This window comes from Pseudomonas sp. Z8(2022) (genome assembly GCF_025837155.1).
GTDB lineage: Bacteria > Pseudomonadota > Gammaproteobacteria > Pseudomonadales > Pseudomonadaceae > Aquipseudomonas.
In genome coordinates this window covers 1,107,198-1,121,559 of record NZ_CP107549.1, presented here as the reverse complement: position 1 = coordinate 1,121,559, position 14,362 = coordinate 1,107,198, and the positions used below count along the sequence as shown (strand labels likewise).

17 protein-coding genes are annotated in these 14,362 nt (G+C 62.7%); 2 read left to right on the top strand and 15 right to left on the bottom strand.

Annotated features, from left to right (window positions below; genetic code table 11):
- Positions 1-20: 20 nt before the first annotated feature.
- From thrC to ffh, 10 genes are all read right to left on the bottom strand, one after another.
- Positions 21-1,430, bottom strand: a complete 1,410-nt coding sequence (gene thrC, locus OEG79_RS05355; protein WP_264147768.1) for a threonine synthase — start codon at positions 1,428-1,430, stop codon at positions 21-23.
- A 57-nt stretch (positions 1,431-1,487) separates the two neighbouring features.
- Positions 1,488-2,792: a homoserine dehydrogenase gene (locus OEG79_RS05350; protein WP_264147767.1), complete on the bottom strand. Its 1,305-nt coding sequence runs from the start codon at positions 2,790-2,792 to the stop codon at positions 1,488-1,490.
- 102 nt (positions 2,793-2,894) lie between these two features.
- Positions 2,895-3,623, bottom strand: coding sequence for a bifunctional protein-disulfide isomerase/oxidoreductase DsbC (dsbC, locus tag OEG79_RS05345; RefSeq protein ID WP_264147766.1), 729 nt, complete (start codon positions 3,621-3,623; stop codon positions 2,895-2,897).
- A gap of 92 nt (positions 3,624-3,715) precedes the next feature.
- Positions 3,716-4,612, bottom strand: a complete 897-nt coding sequence (xerD, locus tag OEG79_RS05340; protein ID WP_264147765.1) for a site-specific tyrosine recombinase XerD — start codon at positions 4,610-4,612, stop codon at positions 3,716-3,718.
- Between the two features lie 110 nt (positions 4,613-4,722).
- Entirely contained in the window at positions 4,723-5,136 is a 414-nt protein-coding gene (locus tag OEG79_RS05335; protein WP_264147764.1) for an acyl-CoA thioesterase, read from the bottom strand.
- A 114-nt stretch (positions 5,137-5,250) separates the two neighbouring features.
- Entirely contained in the window at positions 5,251-5,601 is a 351-nt protein-coding gene (rplS, locus tag OEG79_RS05330; protein ID WP_003246155.1) for a 50S ribosomal protein L19, read from the bottom strand.
- 42 nt (positions 5,602-5,643) lie between these two features.
- Positions 5,644-6,387: a tRNA (guanosine(37)-N1)-methyltransferase TrmD gene (trmD, locus tag OEG79_RS05325; RefSeq protein ID WP_143499718.1), complete on the bottom strand. Its 744-nt coding sequence runs from the start codon at positions 6,385-6,387 to the stop codon at positions 5,644-5,646.
- A gap of 5 nt (positions 6,388-6,392) precedes the next feature.
- Positions 6,393-6,929: a ribosome maturation factor RimM gene (gene rimM, locus OEG79_RS05320; protein ID WP_264147763.1), complete on the bottom strand. Its 537-nt coding sequence runs from the start codon at positions 6,927-6,929 to the stop codon at positions 6,393-6,395.
- Positions 6,930-6,938: 9 nt separating this feature from the next.
- Complete coding sequence (gene rpsP, locus OEG79_RS05315) at positions 6,939-7,190, bottom strand: 30S ribosomal protein S16 (RefSeq protein ID WP_003246162.1); 252 nt, start codon at positions 7,188-7,190, stop codon at positions 6,939-6,941.
- 141 nt (positions 7,191-7,331) lie between these two features.
- Entirely contained in the window at positions 7,332-8,708 is a 1,377-nt protein-coding gene (gene ffh, locus OEG79_RS05310; protein WP_264147762.1) for a signal recognition particle protein, read from the bottom strand.
- A 157-nt stretch (positions 8,709-8,865) separates the two neighbouring features.
- On the opposite strand from ffh, the gene OEG79_RS05305 reads away from it, so the two are divergent.
- Together OEG79_RS05305 and OEG79_RS05300 are read left to right on the top strand one after the other, a co-directional pair.
- Complete coding sequence (locus OEG79_RS05305) at positions 8,866-9,666, top strand: inner membrane protein YpjD (protein ID WP_264147761.1); 801 nt, start codon at positions 8,866-8,868, stop codon at positions 9,664-9,666.
- Positions 9,667-9,676: 10 nt separating this feature from the next.
- Positions 9,677-10,963: an HlyC/CorC family transporter gene (locus OEG79_RS05300; protein ID WP_264147760.1), complete on the top strand. Its 1,287-nt coding sequence runs from the start codon at positions 9,677-9,679 to the stop codon at positions 10,961-10,963.
- Here OEG79_RS05300 and OEG79_RS05295 read toward each other — a convergent pair.
- From OEG79_RS05295 to OEG79_RS05275, 5 genes are read right to left on the bottom strand one after another with little or no spacing between them, the layout of a single operon-like run.
- Positions 10,935-11,669, bottom strand: coding sequence for an SGNH/GDSL hydrolase family protein (locus OEG79_RS05295; protein WP_264147759.1), 735 nt, complete (start codon positions 11,667-11,669; stop codon positions 10,935-10,937). The genes OEG79_RS05300 and OEG79_RS05295 overlap by 29 nt on opposite strands.
- Entirely contained in the window at positions 11,666-12,847 is a 1,182-nt protein-coding gene (purT, locus tag OEG79_RS05290; protein WP_264147758.1) for a formate-dependent phosphoribosylglycinamide formyltransferase, read from the bottom strand. Before purT ends, OEG79_RS05295 begins: the two co-directional genes overlap by 4 nt.
- A 21-nt stretch (positions 12,848-12,868) precedes the next feature.
- On the bottom strand, positions 12,869-13,069 hold the full coding sequence (locus tag OEG79_RS05285) for a DUF1289 domain-containing protein (RefSeq protein ID WP_264147757.1): 201 nt from the start codon (positions 13,067-13,069) through the stop codon (positions 12,869-12,871).
- Positions 13,062-13,586, bottom strand: coding sequence for a gamma carbonic anhydrase family protein (locus OEG79_RS05280; RefSeq protein ID WP_264147756.1), 525 nt, complete (start codon positions 13,584-13,586; stop codon positions 13,062-13,064). The genes OEG79_RS05285 and OEG79_RS05280 overlap by 8 nt, the downstream gene beginning before the upstream one ends.
- Before the next feature lie 21 nt (positions 13,587-13,607).
- Complete coding sequence (locus OEG79_RS05275; RefSeq protein WP_264148677.1) at positions 13,608-14,213, bottom strand: CoA pyrophosphatase; 606 nt, start codon at positions 14,211-14,213, stop codon at positions 13,608-13,610.
- Positions 14,214-14,362 lie beyond the last annotated feature (149 nt).

The following is a 14,362-nucleotide window of genomic DNA, read 5'->3' as shown; positions in this document are numbered from 1 at the left end:
TTTTCTTCAGGGCTTTGCGCTTAGAGCGGCTTGCCGCGATTGCCGTGAGCGGCAACGAACTGCTGCACGACCGTCAGATCGTTGGCCAGCACGGTGCAACGCTCCTCGCGCCGGAACAGATCACTCAGGTGCGGCGGCAGTGCCGGTACCGCGTCGATGCCGGCCTTCTCCACCGCCTCCGGGAACTTGACCGGATGCGCGGTGCCGAGTACGACCATCGGCGTGGCCAGGCTACGGCGGCATTCGCGGGCAGCGCGTACGCCAATGGCGGTGTGCGGGTCGAGCAGTTCGCCGCACTCCTTGTACACCTCGGCGATGGTCTCGCAGGTCTGCTCGTCGTTCACCGCCAGCGAATCGAACAGCTTGCGCGCTTCGGTCCAGCGGTCTTCCTCGACGCTGAAGCCGCCGCCCTGCTTGAACGTATCCATCAGACCGGCGATGGCGGCGCCGTTGCGGCCGTGCAGGTCGAACAGCAGGCGCTCGAAGTTCGAGGACACCATGATGTCCATGGACGGCGACAGCGTCGGGTGTAGGGTTTCCTTGACGTACTGGTTGCCGCTCATGAAGCGGTGCAGGATGTCGTTACGGTTGGTGGCGACGATCAGTTGGCTGACCGGCAGGCCCATGTTGCGCGCCAGGTAGCCGGCGAAGATGTCGCCGAAGTTGCCGGTCGGAACCGAGAAGGCTATCGAACGCGCCGGCGCGCCCAGCTGCAGGGCGGCGTGGAAGTAGTAGACGATCTGGGCCATGATCCGCGCCCAGTTGATCGAGTTGACCGCCACCAGGCGAGTGCCCTTGAGGAAGCCCTGATCAGCAAAGCTGGCCTTGACCATCTCCTGGCAGTCGTCGAAGTTGCCCTCGATGGCGATGTTGTGGATGTTGTCGCCGAGAATGGTGGTCATCTGCCGGCGCTGCACCTCGGACACGCGGTTGTGCGGGTGCATGATGAAGATGTCGACGTTGTCGCAGGCCTTGCAGCCTTCGATGGCCGCCGAGCCGGTGTCACCGGAAGTCGCCCCCATGATCACCACACGCTCGCCGCGCTTGGCCAGCACGTGATCGAGCAGACGGCCGAGCAGCTGCAGGGCGAAGTCCTTGAATGCCAGGGTCGGGCCGTGGAACAGCTCCAGCACCCATTCGTTGCCGTTGAGCTGACGTAGCGGGGCCACGGCGTTGTGGGCGAATACCCCGTAGGTGTCCTCTAGGATCTTCTTGAAGTCGGCGTCGGGAATGCTGCCGGCGACGAACGGTCGCATCACCCGGAAGGCCAGCTCGTGATAGGGCAGCCCCGCCCAGGAGGCGATCTCCTCGACGGTAAAGCGCGGCAGATTCTCCGGCACGTAGAGGCCGCCATCACTGGCCAGACCAGCCAGCAGTACGTCTTCGAAATTCAGGGCCGGCGCCTGGCCGCGGGTACTGATATAGCGCATGGGATAAACCTTCGTTCTGCTGCCCCCACAGGCAGGAGCCTGCGGGTGGACACGGGATTAGTTGAGCTGCTCGACACGCAGGCGGATCACCGGCGAGGTGACGCCATCCAGCGCTTCCATGGCGGCAATGGCCTCGATGATACGCGCCTCGACCACGCGGTGAGTCACCAGGATCATCGGCACCAGACCGTCCTGCTCCTCGGCTTCCTTCTGCATGATCGACTCGATGTTGATGCCGCGCTCGGAGAGGATGCTCGCCACCTGCGCCAGCACGCCAGGGTGATCCTTGGCCTGGATACGCAGATAGTAGGCGCTCTCGCACTGCTCGATCGGCAGGATCGGGTGATCGGACAGCGAATCCGGCTGGAAGGCCAGGTGCGGCACGCGATTGGTCGGGTCGGTGGTCAGTGCACGCACCACGTCCACCAGGTCGGCCACCACCGCCGAGGCGGTCGGCTCCATGCCGGCACCGGCGCCGTAGTAGAGGGTGCTGCCAACGGCGTCGCCATTGACCATTACCGCGTTCATCACGCCATTGACGTTGGCGATCAGGCGGTCGGACGGAATCAGCGTCGGGTGTACGCGCAGCTCGATACCGGCTTCGGTACGACGGGCAACGCCCAAGTGCTTGATGCGATAACCCAGCGCCTCGGCGTAGTTCACATCGGCGGTGGTCAGCTGGGTGATGCCTTCGGTGTAGGCCTTGTCGAACTGCAGCGGGATGCCGAAGGCGATGGATGCCAGGATGGTCAGCTTGTGGGCGGCGTCGATACCTTCGACATCGAAGGTCGGATCGGCTTCGGCGTAGCCAAGTGCCTGGGCTTCCTTGAGCACGTCCCCGAAGGCCCGGCCCTTCTCGCGCATCTCGCTGAGGATGAAGTTGCCGGTGCCGTTGATGATGCCGGCCAGCCAGTTGATGCGGTTGGCCGCCAGACCTTCGCGGATCGCCTTGATGACCGGGATGCCGCCGGCAACCGCCGCTTCGAAGGCGACGATCACGCCCTTCTCGCGGGCACGGGCGAAGATCTCGTTGCCATGCACGGCGATCAGCGCCTTGTTGGCGGTAACCACGTGCTTGCCGTTGTCGATGGCCTTGAGTACCAGTTCCTTGGCCAGGGTGTAGCCGCCGATCAGCTCGATGACGATGTCGATCTCGGGGTTGTTGACCAGTTCGAAGACATCGCTGGTCATGGCAATGCCGGTGGTGTCGTACTGAGGCTTGGGCGAACGAATGGCAATCTGGGCAATCTCGATGCCGCGACCGGCGCGCCGAGTAATCTCCTCGGCATTGCGTTTGAGTACATTCAAAGTACCGCCACCGACGGTGCCCAAACCACAGATGCCCACTTTGACCGGCTTCACACTCAATTCCCCATCAGCACTGCACGAAACGGCCGGAGCATGCCCCGGCCGCAGATAAAGAGCCGCACCTTACGAAGCGGCTGTTTGTTAGTCAATCCACCGTCAGTCGTTAGACTCCAGCGCAATCTTGGCCAGCTGCGGCGCTGGCTGGTAACCCGGAATCATCTTGCCGTTGGCCAGAACGATGGCCGGCGTGCCGTTGACCCCGATCATCTGACCAAGCTGGTACTGCTTGGCCACCGGATTGTCACAGGTTGCCTCGGCGACGCTCTGGCGGGTCTTGGCGCGGTTCATCGCTTCCTGCTGATCCTTGGCGCACCAGACGCTGACCAGCTCCTTGGCCGCCGGGCTGTTCAGCCCCTGACGCGGAAAGGCGACATAACGCACTTCGACGCCCAGACGATTGAGCTCGGGCACTTCGCTGTGCAGCTTCTGGCAGTAGCCACAGTCGGTGTCGGTGAACACGGTGATATGGGTCTTCGGCGCCTTCGGCGCGAATACCACCATTTCCTTGGCCGGGATGGCGTTGATCTGCTTGGCCACGGCACGGCTTTCTTCGATCTCGGTCAGGTTGACGGCCTTGCCATCCTTGACCTGAAACAGATAGCCCTGAATCAGGAACTGACCATCGGCGCTGGTATAGAGCTGACGACCGCCTTCCAGTTGCACCTGATAAATACCGCTCATCGGACTTTCGGCGATGGCCTCGATCGGCAGGCTGGCGTCGAGCGACTTCAGAGTCTGGCGAATCGCCTGATCGGGGTCGTCGGCCAGGGTAACGCCACTGCCCAGCACGAGTGCCAGCGCAAGGGAAATACGACTCAGGGACATGAATACTCCTGTCGATGGACGGTCACACAAATATCCGCACAGCCTACCACAGATGGCCTGACAGACAGTGCTTCAGCGACCGGGCGGCGCTCTCAGCCTCGCGGGTGGTGCCTGGCATGCAACTCCTGCAGCCGGGCGCGTGCGATATGGGTGTAGATCTGCGTTGTGGACAAATCGCTGTGCCCCAGCAGCATCTGCACCACACGCAGGTCGGCGCCGTGATTGAGCAGATGAGTGGCAAAGGCATGGCGCAACGTATGTGGTGACAGCGTCTTGCTGATACCGGCAACCTGCGCCTGGTGCTTGATGCGGTGCCAGAAGGTCTGCCGGGTCATCTGCTCACCGCGCAGGCTGGGAAACAGCACGTCGCTGGGTTTGCCGCCCAGCAACAACGGGCGGGCCTCACGCATGTAGCGCTCGATCCAGGCGATAGCCTCCTCACCCAAAGGCACCAGGCGCTCCTTGCTGCCCTTGCCGAACACCCGCAACACTCCCTGGCGCAGATTGACCTGCTCCAGCGTCAGACCGACCAGCTCGCTGACGCGCAAGCCGCAGGCGTAGAGCACCTCGAGCATGGCGCGATCACGCAGGCCAATCGGGTCATCCAGATCCGGCGCCTGCAGCAGCGCCTCGACATCCGCCTCGGATAACGACTTGGGCAAAGGGCGACCGATCTGCGGCAGCTCGACCTGCAGCGTCGGGTCTTCACCAATCAGCGTTTCCCGCAGCAGGAAACGGTAGAAACCGCGCAGGCCGGAGAGAAAGCGCGCCGTGGAGCGCGCCTGATACCCCTGCTCGAGACGCCAGGCTAGATGATCGAGAATGGCATCACGACCGATGTGCTGCAGAGCCAGACCGCGCGCGTCGAGCCAGGCATTGAAGTGCTCCAGATCACTGCGATAGGCAGCCTGCGTGTGGGCGGACAACCCCTTTTCCAGCCACAGCGCCTCAAGAAAACGCTCGATAAGGGGATGAGACAGAGCAGACATCGGCTGGCCTTCAACAGAACGAGCGGCAAGTGTTCCACAGCTGGCGGCCGACGCACCAGTGCGCCCGACCTCCATACGAAGGGAGGAAACCAGCCTGAGTCCCGGGGCGCCTACTGAGCGAAGCCCGGCAGAACCGGCACGGGCCTTTGCTGATCGTCGACGGCAACGAAGCTGAAACTGCCGCTGATCGCCCGCTCACGCCCTTCCTGATACAACCCCTCGACGAATACCTCGACCTCTACCTTGAGACTGGTATTGCCGACCTTGATCACCCGACCGATCAACTCGACGATCGAGCCCGCCGGAATCGCATGTTTGAAGTCGATCCGGTCGCTGGACACCGTCACCAGTGGCAGGCGGCAGAAACGCGTCGCAGCGATGAAAGACACCTCGTCCATCCAGGCCAGCGCGGTGCCGCCGAACAGGGTGTTGTGGTGATTGGTGGTGGGCGGGAACACCGCCTTGGTTACCCGGGTTTCCGACAGCGCGATACGCCGCTGGATTTCTTGCTCTCTCGGACTCATGCCACTACTACTCGCAATTGATGTATTCCGGCGAGCAGCGAAACTCACCGGTCAATGGATCCAGAAACGAAAAAAGCAGCCCGTAGGCTGCTTTTTTCAGAGAAGCGTCCGAACTTAGGACAGCTTTTCCTTGATGCGCGCGGCTTTGCCGGACAGGTCGCGCAGGTAGTACAGCTTGGCTTTGCGTACGTCACCGCGACGCTTGACGCTCAGGCTGTCGACCAGCGGCGAGTAGGTCTGGAAGGTACGCTCGACGCCAACACCGCTGGAGATCTTGCGCACGGTGAAGGCGCTGTTCAGGCCGCGGTTACGCTTGGCGATCACGACGCCTTCGAAAGCCTGCAGACGCTGACGGTCGCCTTCCTTCACTTTCACTTGCACGACAACGGTGTCGCCCGGTGCGAAAGTCGGGATTTCTTTGTTCATCTGCTCGGCTTCGAGCATCTGGATAATCTTGTTGGTCATGCTGCGCTCCTAAGACAAGCCTCCCGGCCTGCCATCGATACGTTAACTATCGTCCCGCTGGCGGATGTATTCCTCCAGCAGCTTCTTCTCTTCTCCAGAAAGCGAGCGGCTATCCAGAAGATCAGCGCGGCGTTCCCAGGTCCGACCAAGGGACTGCTGCAAACGCCAGCGCCGGATGTGTTCGTGGTTGCCACTAAGCAACACTTCGGGAACACGTTTATCCGCATACACCTCCGGGCGGGTGTAATGCGGGCAGTCGAGCAGGCCATCCGTAAAGGAGTCCTCCTCGGCCGAATCGGCATGACCCAATGCACCAGGCAAAAGGCGCGTCACCGCATCGATCAGCACCATGGCCGGCAGCTCACCGCCGGACAGGACGTAGTCGCCAATCGACCACTCCTCATCGACATGCGTCTCGATGAAACGCTCGTCGATGCCTTCATAACGACCGGCGATCAGGATCAGTGCATCCTCCTGCGCCAGCTCGCGGACCGCGGCCTGATTCAGACTACGCCCCTGCGGCGACAGGTAGATCACCTTCGCCGTCTCCCCCGCGGCCTGCCTGGCGCTGGCCAAGGCATCCTCGAGAGGCTTGATCTTCATCACCATCCCCGGACCACCGCCGAAGGGACGGTCATCCACCGTATGGTGGCGATCCGTCGTATAGTCCCGCGGGTTCCAGCAATTGAGCTTGAGCAACTCCTGCCTGACCGCACGACTGGTGATGCCGTACTCGCCGATGGCGGCGAACATCTCCGGGAACAGGGTGATGACTTCTACGCGCATGAGCCTTAGAAATCCGCATCCCAGTCAACCCGCATCTCGCCGGCTGCCAGATCGATCGAAAGCACGCACTGATCCGTGTAGGGCAGCAAACGCTCGCGATCATCCAGGCTGCCTGCGCAAGCCTTGACCACCATCACATCGTTGGCACCGGTCTCGAACAGATGGTCGACCACGCCGAGCAACTGCCCCGCCTGATCAATGACCTTCAGGCCCTGCAACTGGTACCAGTAGAACTCGCCTTCTTCCAGGTCCGGCAGCTCGCTACGCGGCACGCAGATCTCGAAACCGGCGTAGGTACGCGCGACTTCGCGATCATCCAGACCCTTCAACTTGGCTACCAGCACCCTGCCTTGCAGGCGGCCACTGGCCAATTCCACTTTCTTTACCTCACCGTCACGCTTGAGCGTCCAGTGGCGGTAATCGAGCACGTTATCGATGGGATCGGTAAAGGAGTACACCTTTACTTCACCCCTGACGCCGTGCACTGAAACAATCTTGCCGAGAACGATCAGATCCTCGGCAACGGCCGGCGTCGTACTCATAGAAGATGCTTAGGCAGCAGCCTTGGCAGCTTCCTTGAGCAGCTGAGCAACACGCTCAGACGGCTGAGCGCCCTGGCCCAGCCAGTAGGTCGCACGCTCCTGGTCGACGGACAGACGCACTTCGCCACCGGCAGCGATCGGATTGAAGAAACCGATACGCTCAACGAAACGACCATCGCGCGCATTGCGGCTGTTGGTCACGGTCAGGTGGTAGAAGGGGCGCTTTTTGGAGCCGCCACGAGCAAGACGGATGGTTACCATGTGAACATCGTTCCTATAGTCGGTGCTAACTTGAGGCACACATTAAAAATGGGCCTAGGCCCGAAAGGCCGCATATTTTAAGGATTATGCGGCGGTTTGCAAATCTCTTTTTCCGCCCGGCCATCGACCGGGGCGCAGAGCTCAGAATTTCGGCATTCCGCCGCCCGGGAACATGCCGCCCATCCCGCGCATCATCTTGGCCATGCCACCCTTGGCGGTGAACTTCTTCATCATTTTCTGCATCTGCTTGTGCTGCTTGATCAGACGCCCGATGTCCTGCACCTGGGTACCGGAGCCCATGGCGATACGGCGCTTGCGCGAGCCGCTGATGATGTCCGGATCACGGCGCTCGGCCGGCGTCATCGAGTTGATGATCGCCTCCATCTGCTTGAACTGCTTCTCGGCCGCGCCCTGAGCGTTGCCCATCTGCGACAGATTGACGCCACCGATGGACGGCAGCTTGTCCATCAGGCCGCCGAGGCCGCCCATGTTCTTCATCTGTTGCAGCTGGTCACGGAAGTCTTCGAGGTCGAAGCCCTTGCCCTTCTTCAGCTTCTTGGTGAGTTTCTCGGCCTTCTCGCGATCGAGGGTCTGCTCGGCCTGCTCGATCAGGCTGAGCACGTCGCCCATGCCGAGGATGCGCGAGGCGATGCGATCCGGGTGGAACGGCTCGAGCGCGTCGCTCTTCTCGCCCATACCGATGAATTTGATCGGCTTGCCGGTGATGTGGCGCACCGACAGCGCGGCACCACCACGGGCATCGCCGTCGACCTTGGTCAGCACCACGCCGGTCAGCGGCAGCGCATCGCTGAAGGCCTTGGCCGTGTTGGCAGCATCCTGACCGGTCATGGCATCGACCACGAACAGGGTTTCCACCGGATTGACCGCAGCGTGCAGTGCCTGGATCTCGGCCATCATCTCGGTATCCACGGCCAAACGACCGGCGGTATCGAGAATGACCACGTCGATGAACTTCAGCTTGGCTTCGCGGATCGCCGCATTGGCAATATCCACCGGCTTCTGGCTGGCATCGGAGGGGAAGAAGGTGACCCCCAGGTCGCCGGCCAGGGTTTCCAGCTGTTTGATCGCCGCCGGACGATAGACGTCCGCGGACGCCACCATCACCGACTTCTTCTTGCGCTCCTTGAGGAACTTGGCCAGCTTGCCGGCAGTGGTGGTCTTGCCCGCGCCCTGCAGACCCGCCATCAGAACCACGGCAGGCGGCGCCGCATTGAGCGCCAGATCCTCGTTGGCCGCGCCCATCAGCTCTTCCAGCTCGGCGCGCACGATCTTCACGAACGCCTGGCCCGGGGTCAGGCTCTTGGACACCTCGGTGCCGACGGCACGCTCCTTGACCTTGCCGACAAAGTCCTTGACCACCGGCAGGGCCACGTCGGCCTCGAGCAGGGCCATGCGCACTTCGCGCAACGTATCCTTGATGTTGTCTTCGGTCAGCTTGGCCTTGCCCGTGACATTACGCAGCGTCTGGGACAGGCGATCGGTTAGATTTTCGAACATGCGCGTTCCTTTGATAGGTGCGACCCGGCGCGCCGGGTGTACGACAGGCGGCGGATTATAGCGGAGTCGCCGAGCTGCCGACACCGCCGGCAGTCTTTCGTGCTGACGCTCTTCTGTGCCACACTCACCAACTTTCGGGCTCGCCTTACACGGATTTATGCACCCTCTGTTGCCCAGCCTCGCCGCCGCCTTCCTTTATGCCGGCGCTGCCGCTTACCAAGGTCTGCGCCTGACGCAGCGCAGCATCCCCGACAGACGTCTGCTGGCGTCGCTTGGCGTGCTTGCCTTGTGCCTGCACGCCGTCAGCCTGTTTTTCCAGCTGTACGGCGCGCACGGCCTCAATCTGGACTTCTTCAATGCCGCCAGCCTGATCGCCTGCGCGGTCATCGGCCTGACTCTCCTGGCCTGCGCGCGCATCCCGGTGGAAAACCTGCTGCTGCTACTGTTCCCGCTTGGCATGCTGACCGTGCTCGCCGCGGAGTTCATGCCCAGCGGCACGATCAAGCCAATCGACGAGCACCCCGGCATCCTCGCCCACATCCTGCTTTCGATTCTGGCCTACGGCATGCTCACCATCGCCGTGTTCCAGTCGGTCCTGCTACTGCTGCAGGACCATCAGCTCAAGCACAAGCATCCGTCGGGCCTGATCCGCAACTTCCCGCCGCTGCAGACCATGGAAAGCCTGCTGTTCGGCTTCCTCTTCGCCGGCTGGGCGCTGCTGTCGCTGTCACTGTTGTCAGGCGCGCTGTACATCGACGATCTGTTCGCTCAGCACCTGGTGCACAAGACCATTCTTTCCTGCTTCGCCTGGGTGGTGTTCGCAGTGCTGCTGTGGGGCCGCCACCAGCTCGGCTGGCGGGGTCACAAGGCCATTCGCTGGACCCTCGCCGGGTTCTGCCTGCTGATGCTGGCCTATTTCGGCAGCAAGCTGGTACGCGAATTCATCCTGCACATCTGAGGCTGACGTCGTGGACGACATTCAATCGGGCTACCTGCTCAGCCTGCTGGTTTTCCTCATTCTCTGCTCGGCATTCTTCTCCAGCTCAGAGACCGGGATGCTCAGCCTCAATCGCTATCGGCTCAAGCACCTGACCAAGGAAGGCCACAGCGGCGCCAGACGCGTGACCCGCCTGCTCGACCGCCCGGACCGCCTGCTCAGCACCATTCTGGTCGGCAACAACGTGGTCAACATTCTCGCGGCCTCCATCGCCACCGTACTGGCGGTGGATCTGTGGGGCGAAGCCGGTATCGCCATCGCCACCGCCGGGACGACCATCATCGTGCTGATCTTCGGCGAGATCACCCCCAAGACCCTGGCAGCCCTGCGCCCGGAACTGGTGGCCTTCCCCGCCAGTCGTGTGCTGAACCTGTTGCTGCTCCTGCTCTACCCGGTGGTATGGCTGACCAGCGTGATCAGCAACGGCCTGCTGCGCCTGGCGGGCGTCGATCCGGCGCAGCGCTCCAGCGACAGCCTGTCAACCGAAGAACTGCGCAGCGTGGTACGCGAAGCTGGCTCGGATTTGCCACTGAACCGCCAGAGCATGCTGCTGAGCATCCTCGATCTGGAGCGGGTCACGGTCGATGACATCATGATCCCGCGTAACGAGGTGGCCGGCATCGACCTGGACGACGACCTGGAAGTCATCGTCGACCAGCTGCGCAGCACGCCGCATACGCGCCTGCCGGTGTTCCGCGGCGATATCAACCATATTGAAGGCGTGGTGCACATGCGCCAGATCGCCCGCCTGCTGACGCATAACCAGCTGACCAAGGAGGCGCTGCTGGCGGCCTGCAACGAGCCCTACTTCGTTCCCGAGAACACGCCACTGGCGACCCAGCTGATCAACTTCCAGAAACAGAAGCGGCGCATCGGCATCGTCGTTGACGAGTACGGCGACGTGATCGGCATCGTCACCCTGGAAGACATCCTCGAAGAGATCGTCGGCGACTTCAGCAACCAGGACAGCCTGCGCAGCCCCGACATCCACCCACAGGAAGACGGCACGCTGGTCATCGACGGTGCCGCCTACATTCGCGAAGTGAACAAGACCCTTGGCTGGCACCTGCCCAGCGACGGCCCCAAGACCCTCAACGGCCTGATCACCGAAGCACTGGAAACCATCCCCGACAGCAGCGTCTGCCTGAAGATCGGCCCCTATCGCCTGGAAATTCTTCAGGCCGCGGAAAACCGGGTGAAGAGCGTACGCGTGTGGCAGGTTGAGAAGCTCACGCCAGAGGCCGCAGCGACGGAGTGAGGCGCTCGGCAAGCCCCAGCGCCCACCGCCTGTAGCCCAGCGCCGACGGATGATAGCCATCCTCGGCCAGATATTCCGCCTCGAACGGCAGATCCAGCGCGCAATGCATGGCACCGACGCGTTGCGCCAGGCCCTCCAATTCGTGATCGAGCAAAGCGGCGCGCCAGCCCATCAACTGCCGCAGCAACCAGGGCAAGGCGCTGAAATGCTGCAATGGCGGTACTGCGCTGAACGCCACAAGGCAGCCCCGGGCGGCCAGCGTATCGGCCATTGCCTTCAGTGAGCCCACCCAAAGCTTGCTCGTAGTAAGGTGGGTGGTGTCATTGACGCCAAATACCAATAGCGCCAGATCGGCCGGCTCCTCCAGCCCAAGCGGCAACAGACGCTCACGAGCCTCAGCAGCGGTGATGCCATTCTCGCCACAGGCGCACCAACGCACCGGTCGCCCAAGACGCTCGGCCAGGGCAAGCGCCAGACAGCTCGCCAGAGACTGATCGAAGTGGGTGACGCCCACGCCCGCCACGGTCGACTCACCGATCAGCAGCAGGCGAAACGGCTCACCTGGCAAATGCGCGGCGACGCTACCGCTCGGCTCACCCTGGGCAACTGGCAGACGCAGCGCCGTGCGCCGGGTGTACAAGGCCAGAGGCAGCGCCAATGGCAGCAGCGGCGCGGTCGCCAGCCACCACAACGCATGCCGGCTCACAACTGGACGCGGACCGCTTGCGCGCTGCGCAGCGCCTTGGCACGGGCCGCTTCGATGGACTCGTCACGCGCCAGCGCCACACCCATCCGGCGCAGCCCCCTGACTTCAGGCTTGCCGAACAGGCGCAACGCCGTGTCTTCCTCGCTCAGTGCAGCGCCGAGATTGGCGAAACTGGCCTGCTGCGAATGGCCCTCCACCAGAATCACCGCCGAGGCCGACGCCCCCATCTGGCGGATCACCGGAATCGGCAGGCCAAGGATGGCGCGGGCGTGCAGGGCGAACTCGGACAGCTCCTGGGAAATCAGCGTCACCAGACCGGTGTCATGCGGGCGCGGCGAGACTTCGCTGAACCAGACCTGATTCCCCTTGATGAACAGCTCGACACCGAACAGGCCACGCCCGCCCAGCGCCTCGGTCACCGCCAGGGCGACGCGTTCGGATTCGGCCAGGGCCTTGGCGCTCATCGGCTGCGGCTGCCAGGATTCCTGATAGTCGCCGTTCTCCTGACGATGGCCGATCGGCGCGCAGAAGCTGGTACCAGCAGCGTGGCGCACGGTGAGCAGGGTGATTTCGTAATCGAAGTCGATGAAGCCCTCGACGATCACCCGCCCCTTGCCGGCACGGCCGCCTTCCTGGGCGTAATCCCAGGCGCGCTGCAGATCGTCATCGCTCCTGAGCACGCTCTGGCCCTTGCCGGATGAGCTCATGATCGGCTTGACCACGCAGGGGTAGCCGACGGATTTCACCGCAACCACGTACTCCTCGAAGGTATCGGAGAAGTGGTAAGGCGAAGTCGGCAGGCCCAGCTCTTCAGCGGCCAGGCGACGGATACCTTCGCGGTTCATGGTCAGCTGAGCGGCACGTGCGGTCGGCACCACGTTGAAGCCTTCGGCCTCCAGCTCGACCAGCGTAGCGGTGGCGATGGCCTCGATCTCCGGGACGATGTAGTGCGGCTGCTCCTGCTCGATCACCGCGCGCAGTGCCGCGCCGTCAAGCATGTCGATGACATGGCTGCGGTGCGCCACCTGCATGGCCGGAGCATTGGCATAGCGGTCCACACCGATGACTTCGCAGCCCAGGCGCTGCAGCTCGATCACTACTTCCTTGCCGAGCTCGCCGCAGCCACACAGCAGTACACGGGTCGCGGAAGGCGACAGAGGGGTTCCAATACGGGGCATGAAGGTTCCTCGAACAGTGAATCAGGAAGGCATCGATAGCAGACCTGAGGCGCGGGCGCGCTCCAGGCAGATTTGCAACACCTCGCGGCGCTCGACATTGTCCATGCGGCCCCAACGGGTAATTTCGGTGGCAGTACGCTGGCAGCCGATGCAGATATCCAGCTCGTCCAGTGCACAGACCTGCACGCAGGGCGAACGCACCGGCTTTTCCACATCACTCATCGTCAGGTACCAGCTCGCGAGCGTAGCGCTGCGCATTATGGACGTAATGGGCAGCACTGGCCTCGAGCATCTTCTTCTGCTGCTCGGTCAACTCGCGCACCACCTTGCCCGGGCTGCCCATCACCAGGCTGCCATCAGGGATGACCTTGCCTTCGGGAATCAGGCTGTTGGCGCCGATGATGCAGTACTTGCCGATCTTGGCGCCGTTGAGGATCACCGCGTTGATGCCGATGAGGCTGTAATCGTCCACCGTGCAGCCGTGCATCATCACGTTGTGACCGACGGTGACGCCCTTGCCCAGGGTCAACGGAAAGCCCATGTCGGTGTGCATTACGCTACCGTCCTGCACGTTGCTGTTCTCTCCGATATGGATCAGCTCGTTGTCGCCACGCAGCACCGCACCGAACCAGACACTGGCCCCCGCCTCCAGGCGGATATTGCCGATCAGGTCGGCGCTTGGTGCAACCCAGCTATCGGGATGGGCATCGACACGGGAGCTTCCCAGGCGGTATTTCATGCTCGTCAGTCCTCGTCGCTATCAGCGCAGGTGTATGAAGTGTTCGGGCGGCTGGTGCAGGGCGATCCGCGCATCGTCGAAGACCAGGTTGACCAGCTCCACCACCATGATCGCGGTGAGCCCCCAGATGCGGTACTCGCCATAGGTGTAGGACGGCACGTACCAGCTGCGCCCGAGGTAATCGATGCGGTGAGTCATCTCGCGCGGGTCATTGCGGAAGAACTCCAGCGGTACCGAAAACACCGAGGCGATCTCCGCGTCGTTGGCCTTGTACTCGACGAAATCCGGCACCACTCCGACGTAAGGCGTGACCTGAATGCCATGGCGAGAAACCAGGCTGCTGAGTGGCCCGACCACTTCAACCAGGCCAGGCGGCAGGCCGATTTCTTCATCGGCCTCACGCAACGCGGTATCCACCAGATCGCGGTCTTCCGGATCACGCCGGCCGCCGGGGAAGGCAACCTCGCCACCGTGAGTCGACAAACCGCTGGCGCGCAGGGTCAGTACCAGCTCAGGGTCATCACTGCGGGTAATCGGGACCAGCACCGCCGCCTCGGGGAAGCTGCGCTCGGTCTCCAGAGGACGCGGGCTGTAACCGCGCACGCGATGGAGCAACTCGTCCAGCATAGGCATACTCGGAGTCTTGTTTTGCCAGGCATCATGGCATGAAAGCAGCTGCTCGCCCAACCCCGACGACAAGGCTGAAGCGCCTGGATGGCAGGCTTGCCGGCCAGAACGCGGGCCGCCAAGATAGCGTCAGCAACCGAGGACAAGGC

Excerpts from the sequence above, each read along its gene's own strand:
- rplS (WP_003246155.1), bottom strand. The coding sequence starts at position 5,601 with ATGACCAACAAGATTATCCAGATGCTCGAAGCCGAGCAGATGAACAAA.
- OEG79_RS05275 (WP_264148677.1), bottom strand. The coding sequence starts at position 14,213 with ATGCTGGACGAGTTGCTCCATCGCGTGCGCGGTTACAGCCCGCGTCCT.
- OEG79_RS05280 (WP_264147756.1), bottom strand. The coding sequence starts at position 13,586 with ATGAAATACCGCCTGGGAAGCTCCCGTGTCGATGCCCATCCCGATAGC.
- thrC (WP_264147768.1), bottom strand. The coding sequence starts at position 1,430 with ATGCGCTATATCAGTACCCGCGGCCAGGCGCCGGCCCTGAATTTCGAA.
- purT (WP_264147758.1), bottom strand. The coding sequence starts at position 12,847 with ATGCCCCGTATTGGAACCCCTCTGTCGCCTTCCGCGACCCGTGTACTG.
- OEG79_RS05285 (WP_264147757.1), bottom strand. The coding sequence starts at position 13,069 with ATGAGTGATGTGGAAAAGCCGGTGCGTTCGCCCTGCGTGCAGGTCTGT.
- OEG79_RS05305 (WP_264147761.1), top strand. The coding sequence starts at position 8,866 with ATGCACCCTCTGTTGCCCAGCCTCGCCGCCGCCTTCCTTTATGCCGGC.
- xerD (WP_264147765.1), bottom strand. The coding sequence starts at position 4,612 with ATGTCTGCTCTGTCTCATCCCCTTATCGAGCGTTTTCTTGAGGCGCTG.
- OEG79_RS05335 (WP_264147764.1), bottom strand. The coding sequence starts at position 5,136 with ATGAGTCCGAGAGAGCAAGAAATCCAGCGGCGTATCGCGCTGTCGGAA.
- ffh (WP_264147762.1), bottom strand. The coding sequence starts at position 8,708 with ATGTTCGAAAATCTAACCGATCGCCTGTCCCAGACGCTGCGTAATGTC.
- rimM (WP_264147763.1), bottom strand. The coding sequence starts at position 6,929 with ATGAGTACGACGCCGGCCGTTGCCGAGGATCTGATCGTTCTCGGCAAG.
- rpsP (WP_003246162.1), bottom strand. The coding sequence starts at position 7,190 with ATGGTAACCATCCGTCTTGCTCGTGGCGGCTCCAAAAAGCGCCCCTTC.
- dsbC (WP_264147766.1), bottom strand. The coding sequence starts at position 3,623 with ATGTCCCTGAGTCGTATTTCCCTTGCGCTGGCACTCGTGCTGGGCAGT.
- trmD (WP_143499718.1), bottom strand. The coding sequence starts at position 6,387 with ATGCGCGTAGAAGTCATCACCCTGTTCCCGGAGATGTTCGCCGCCATC.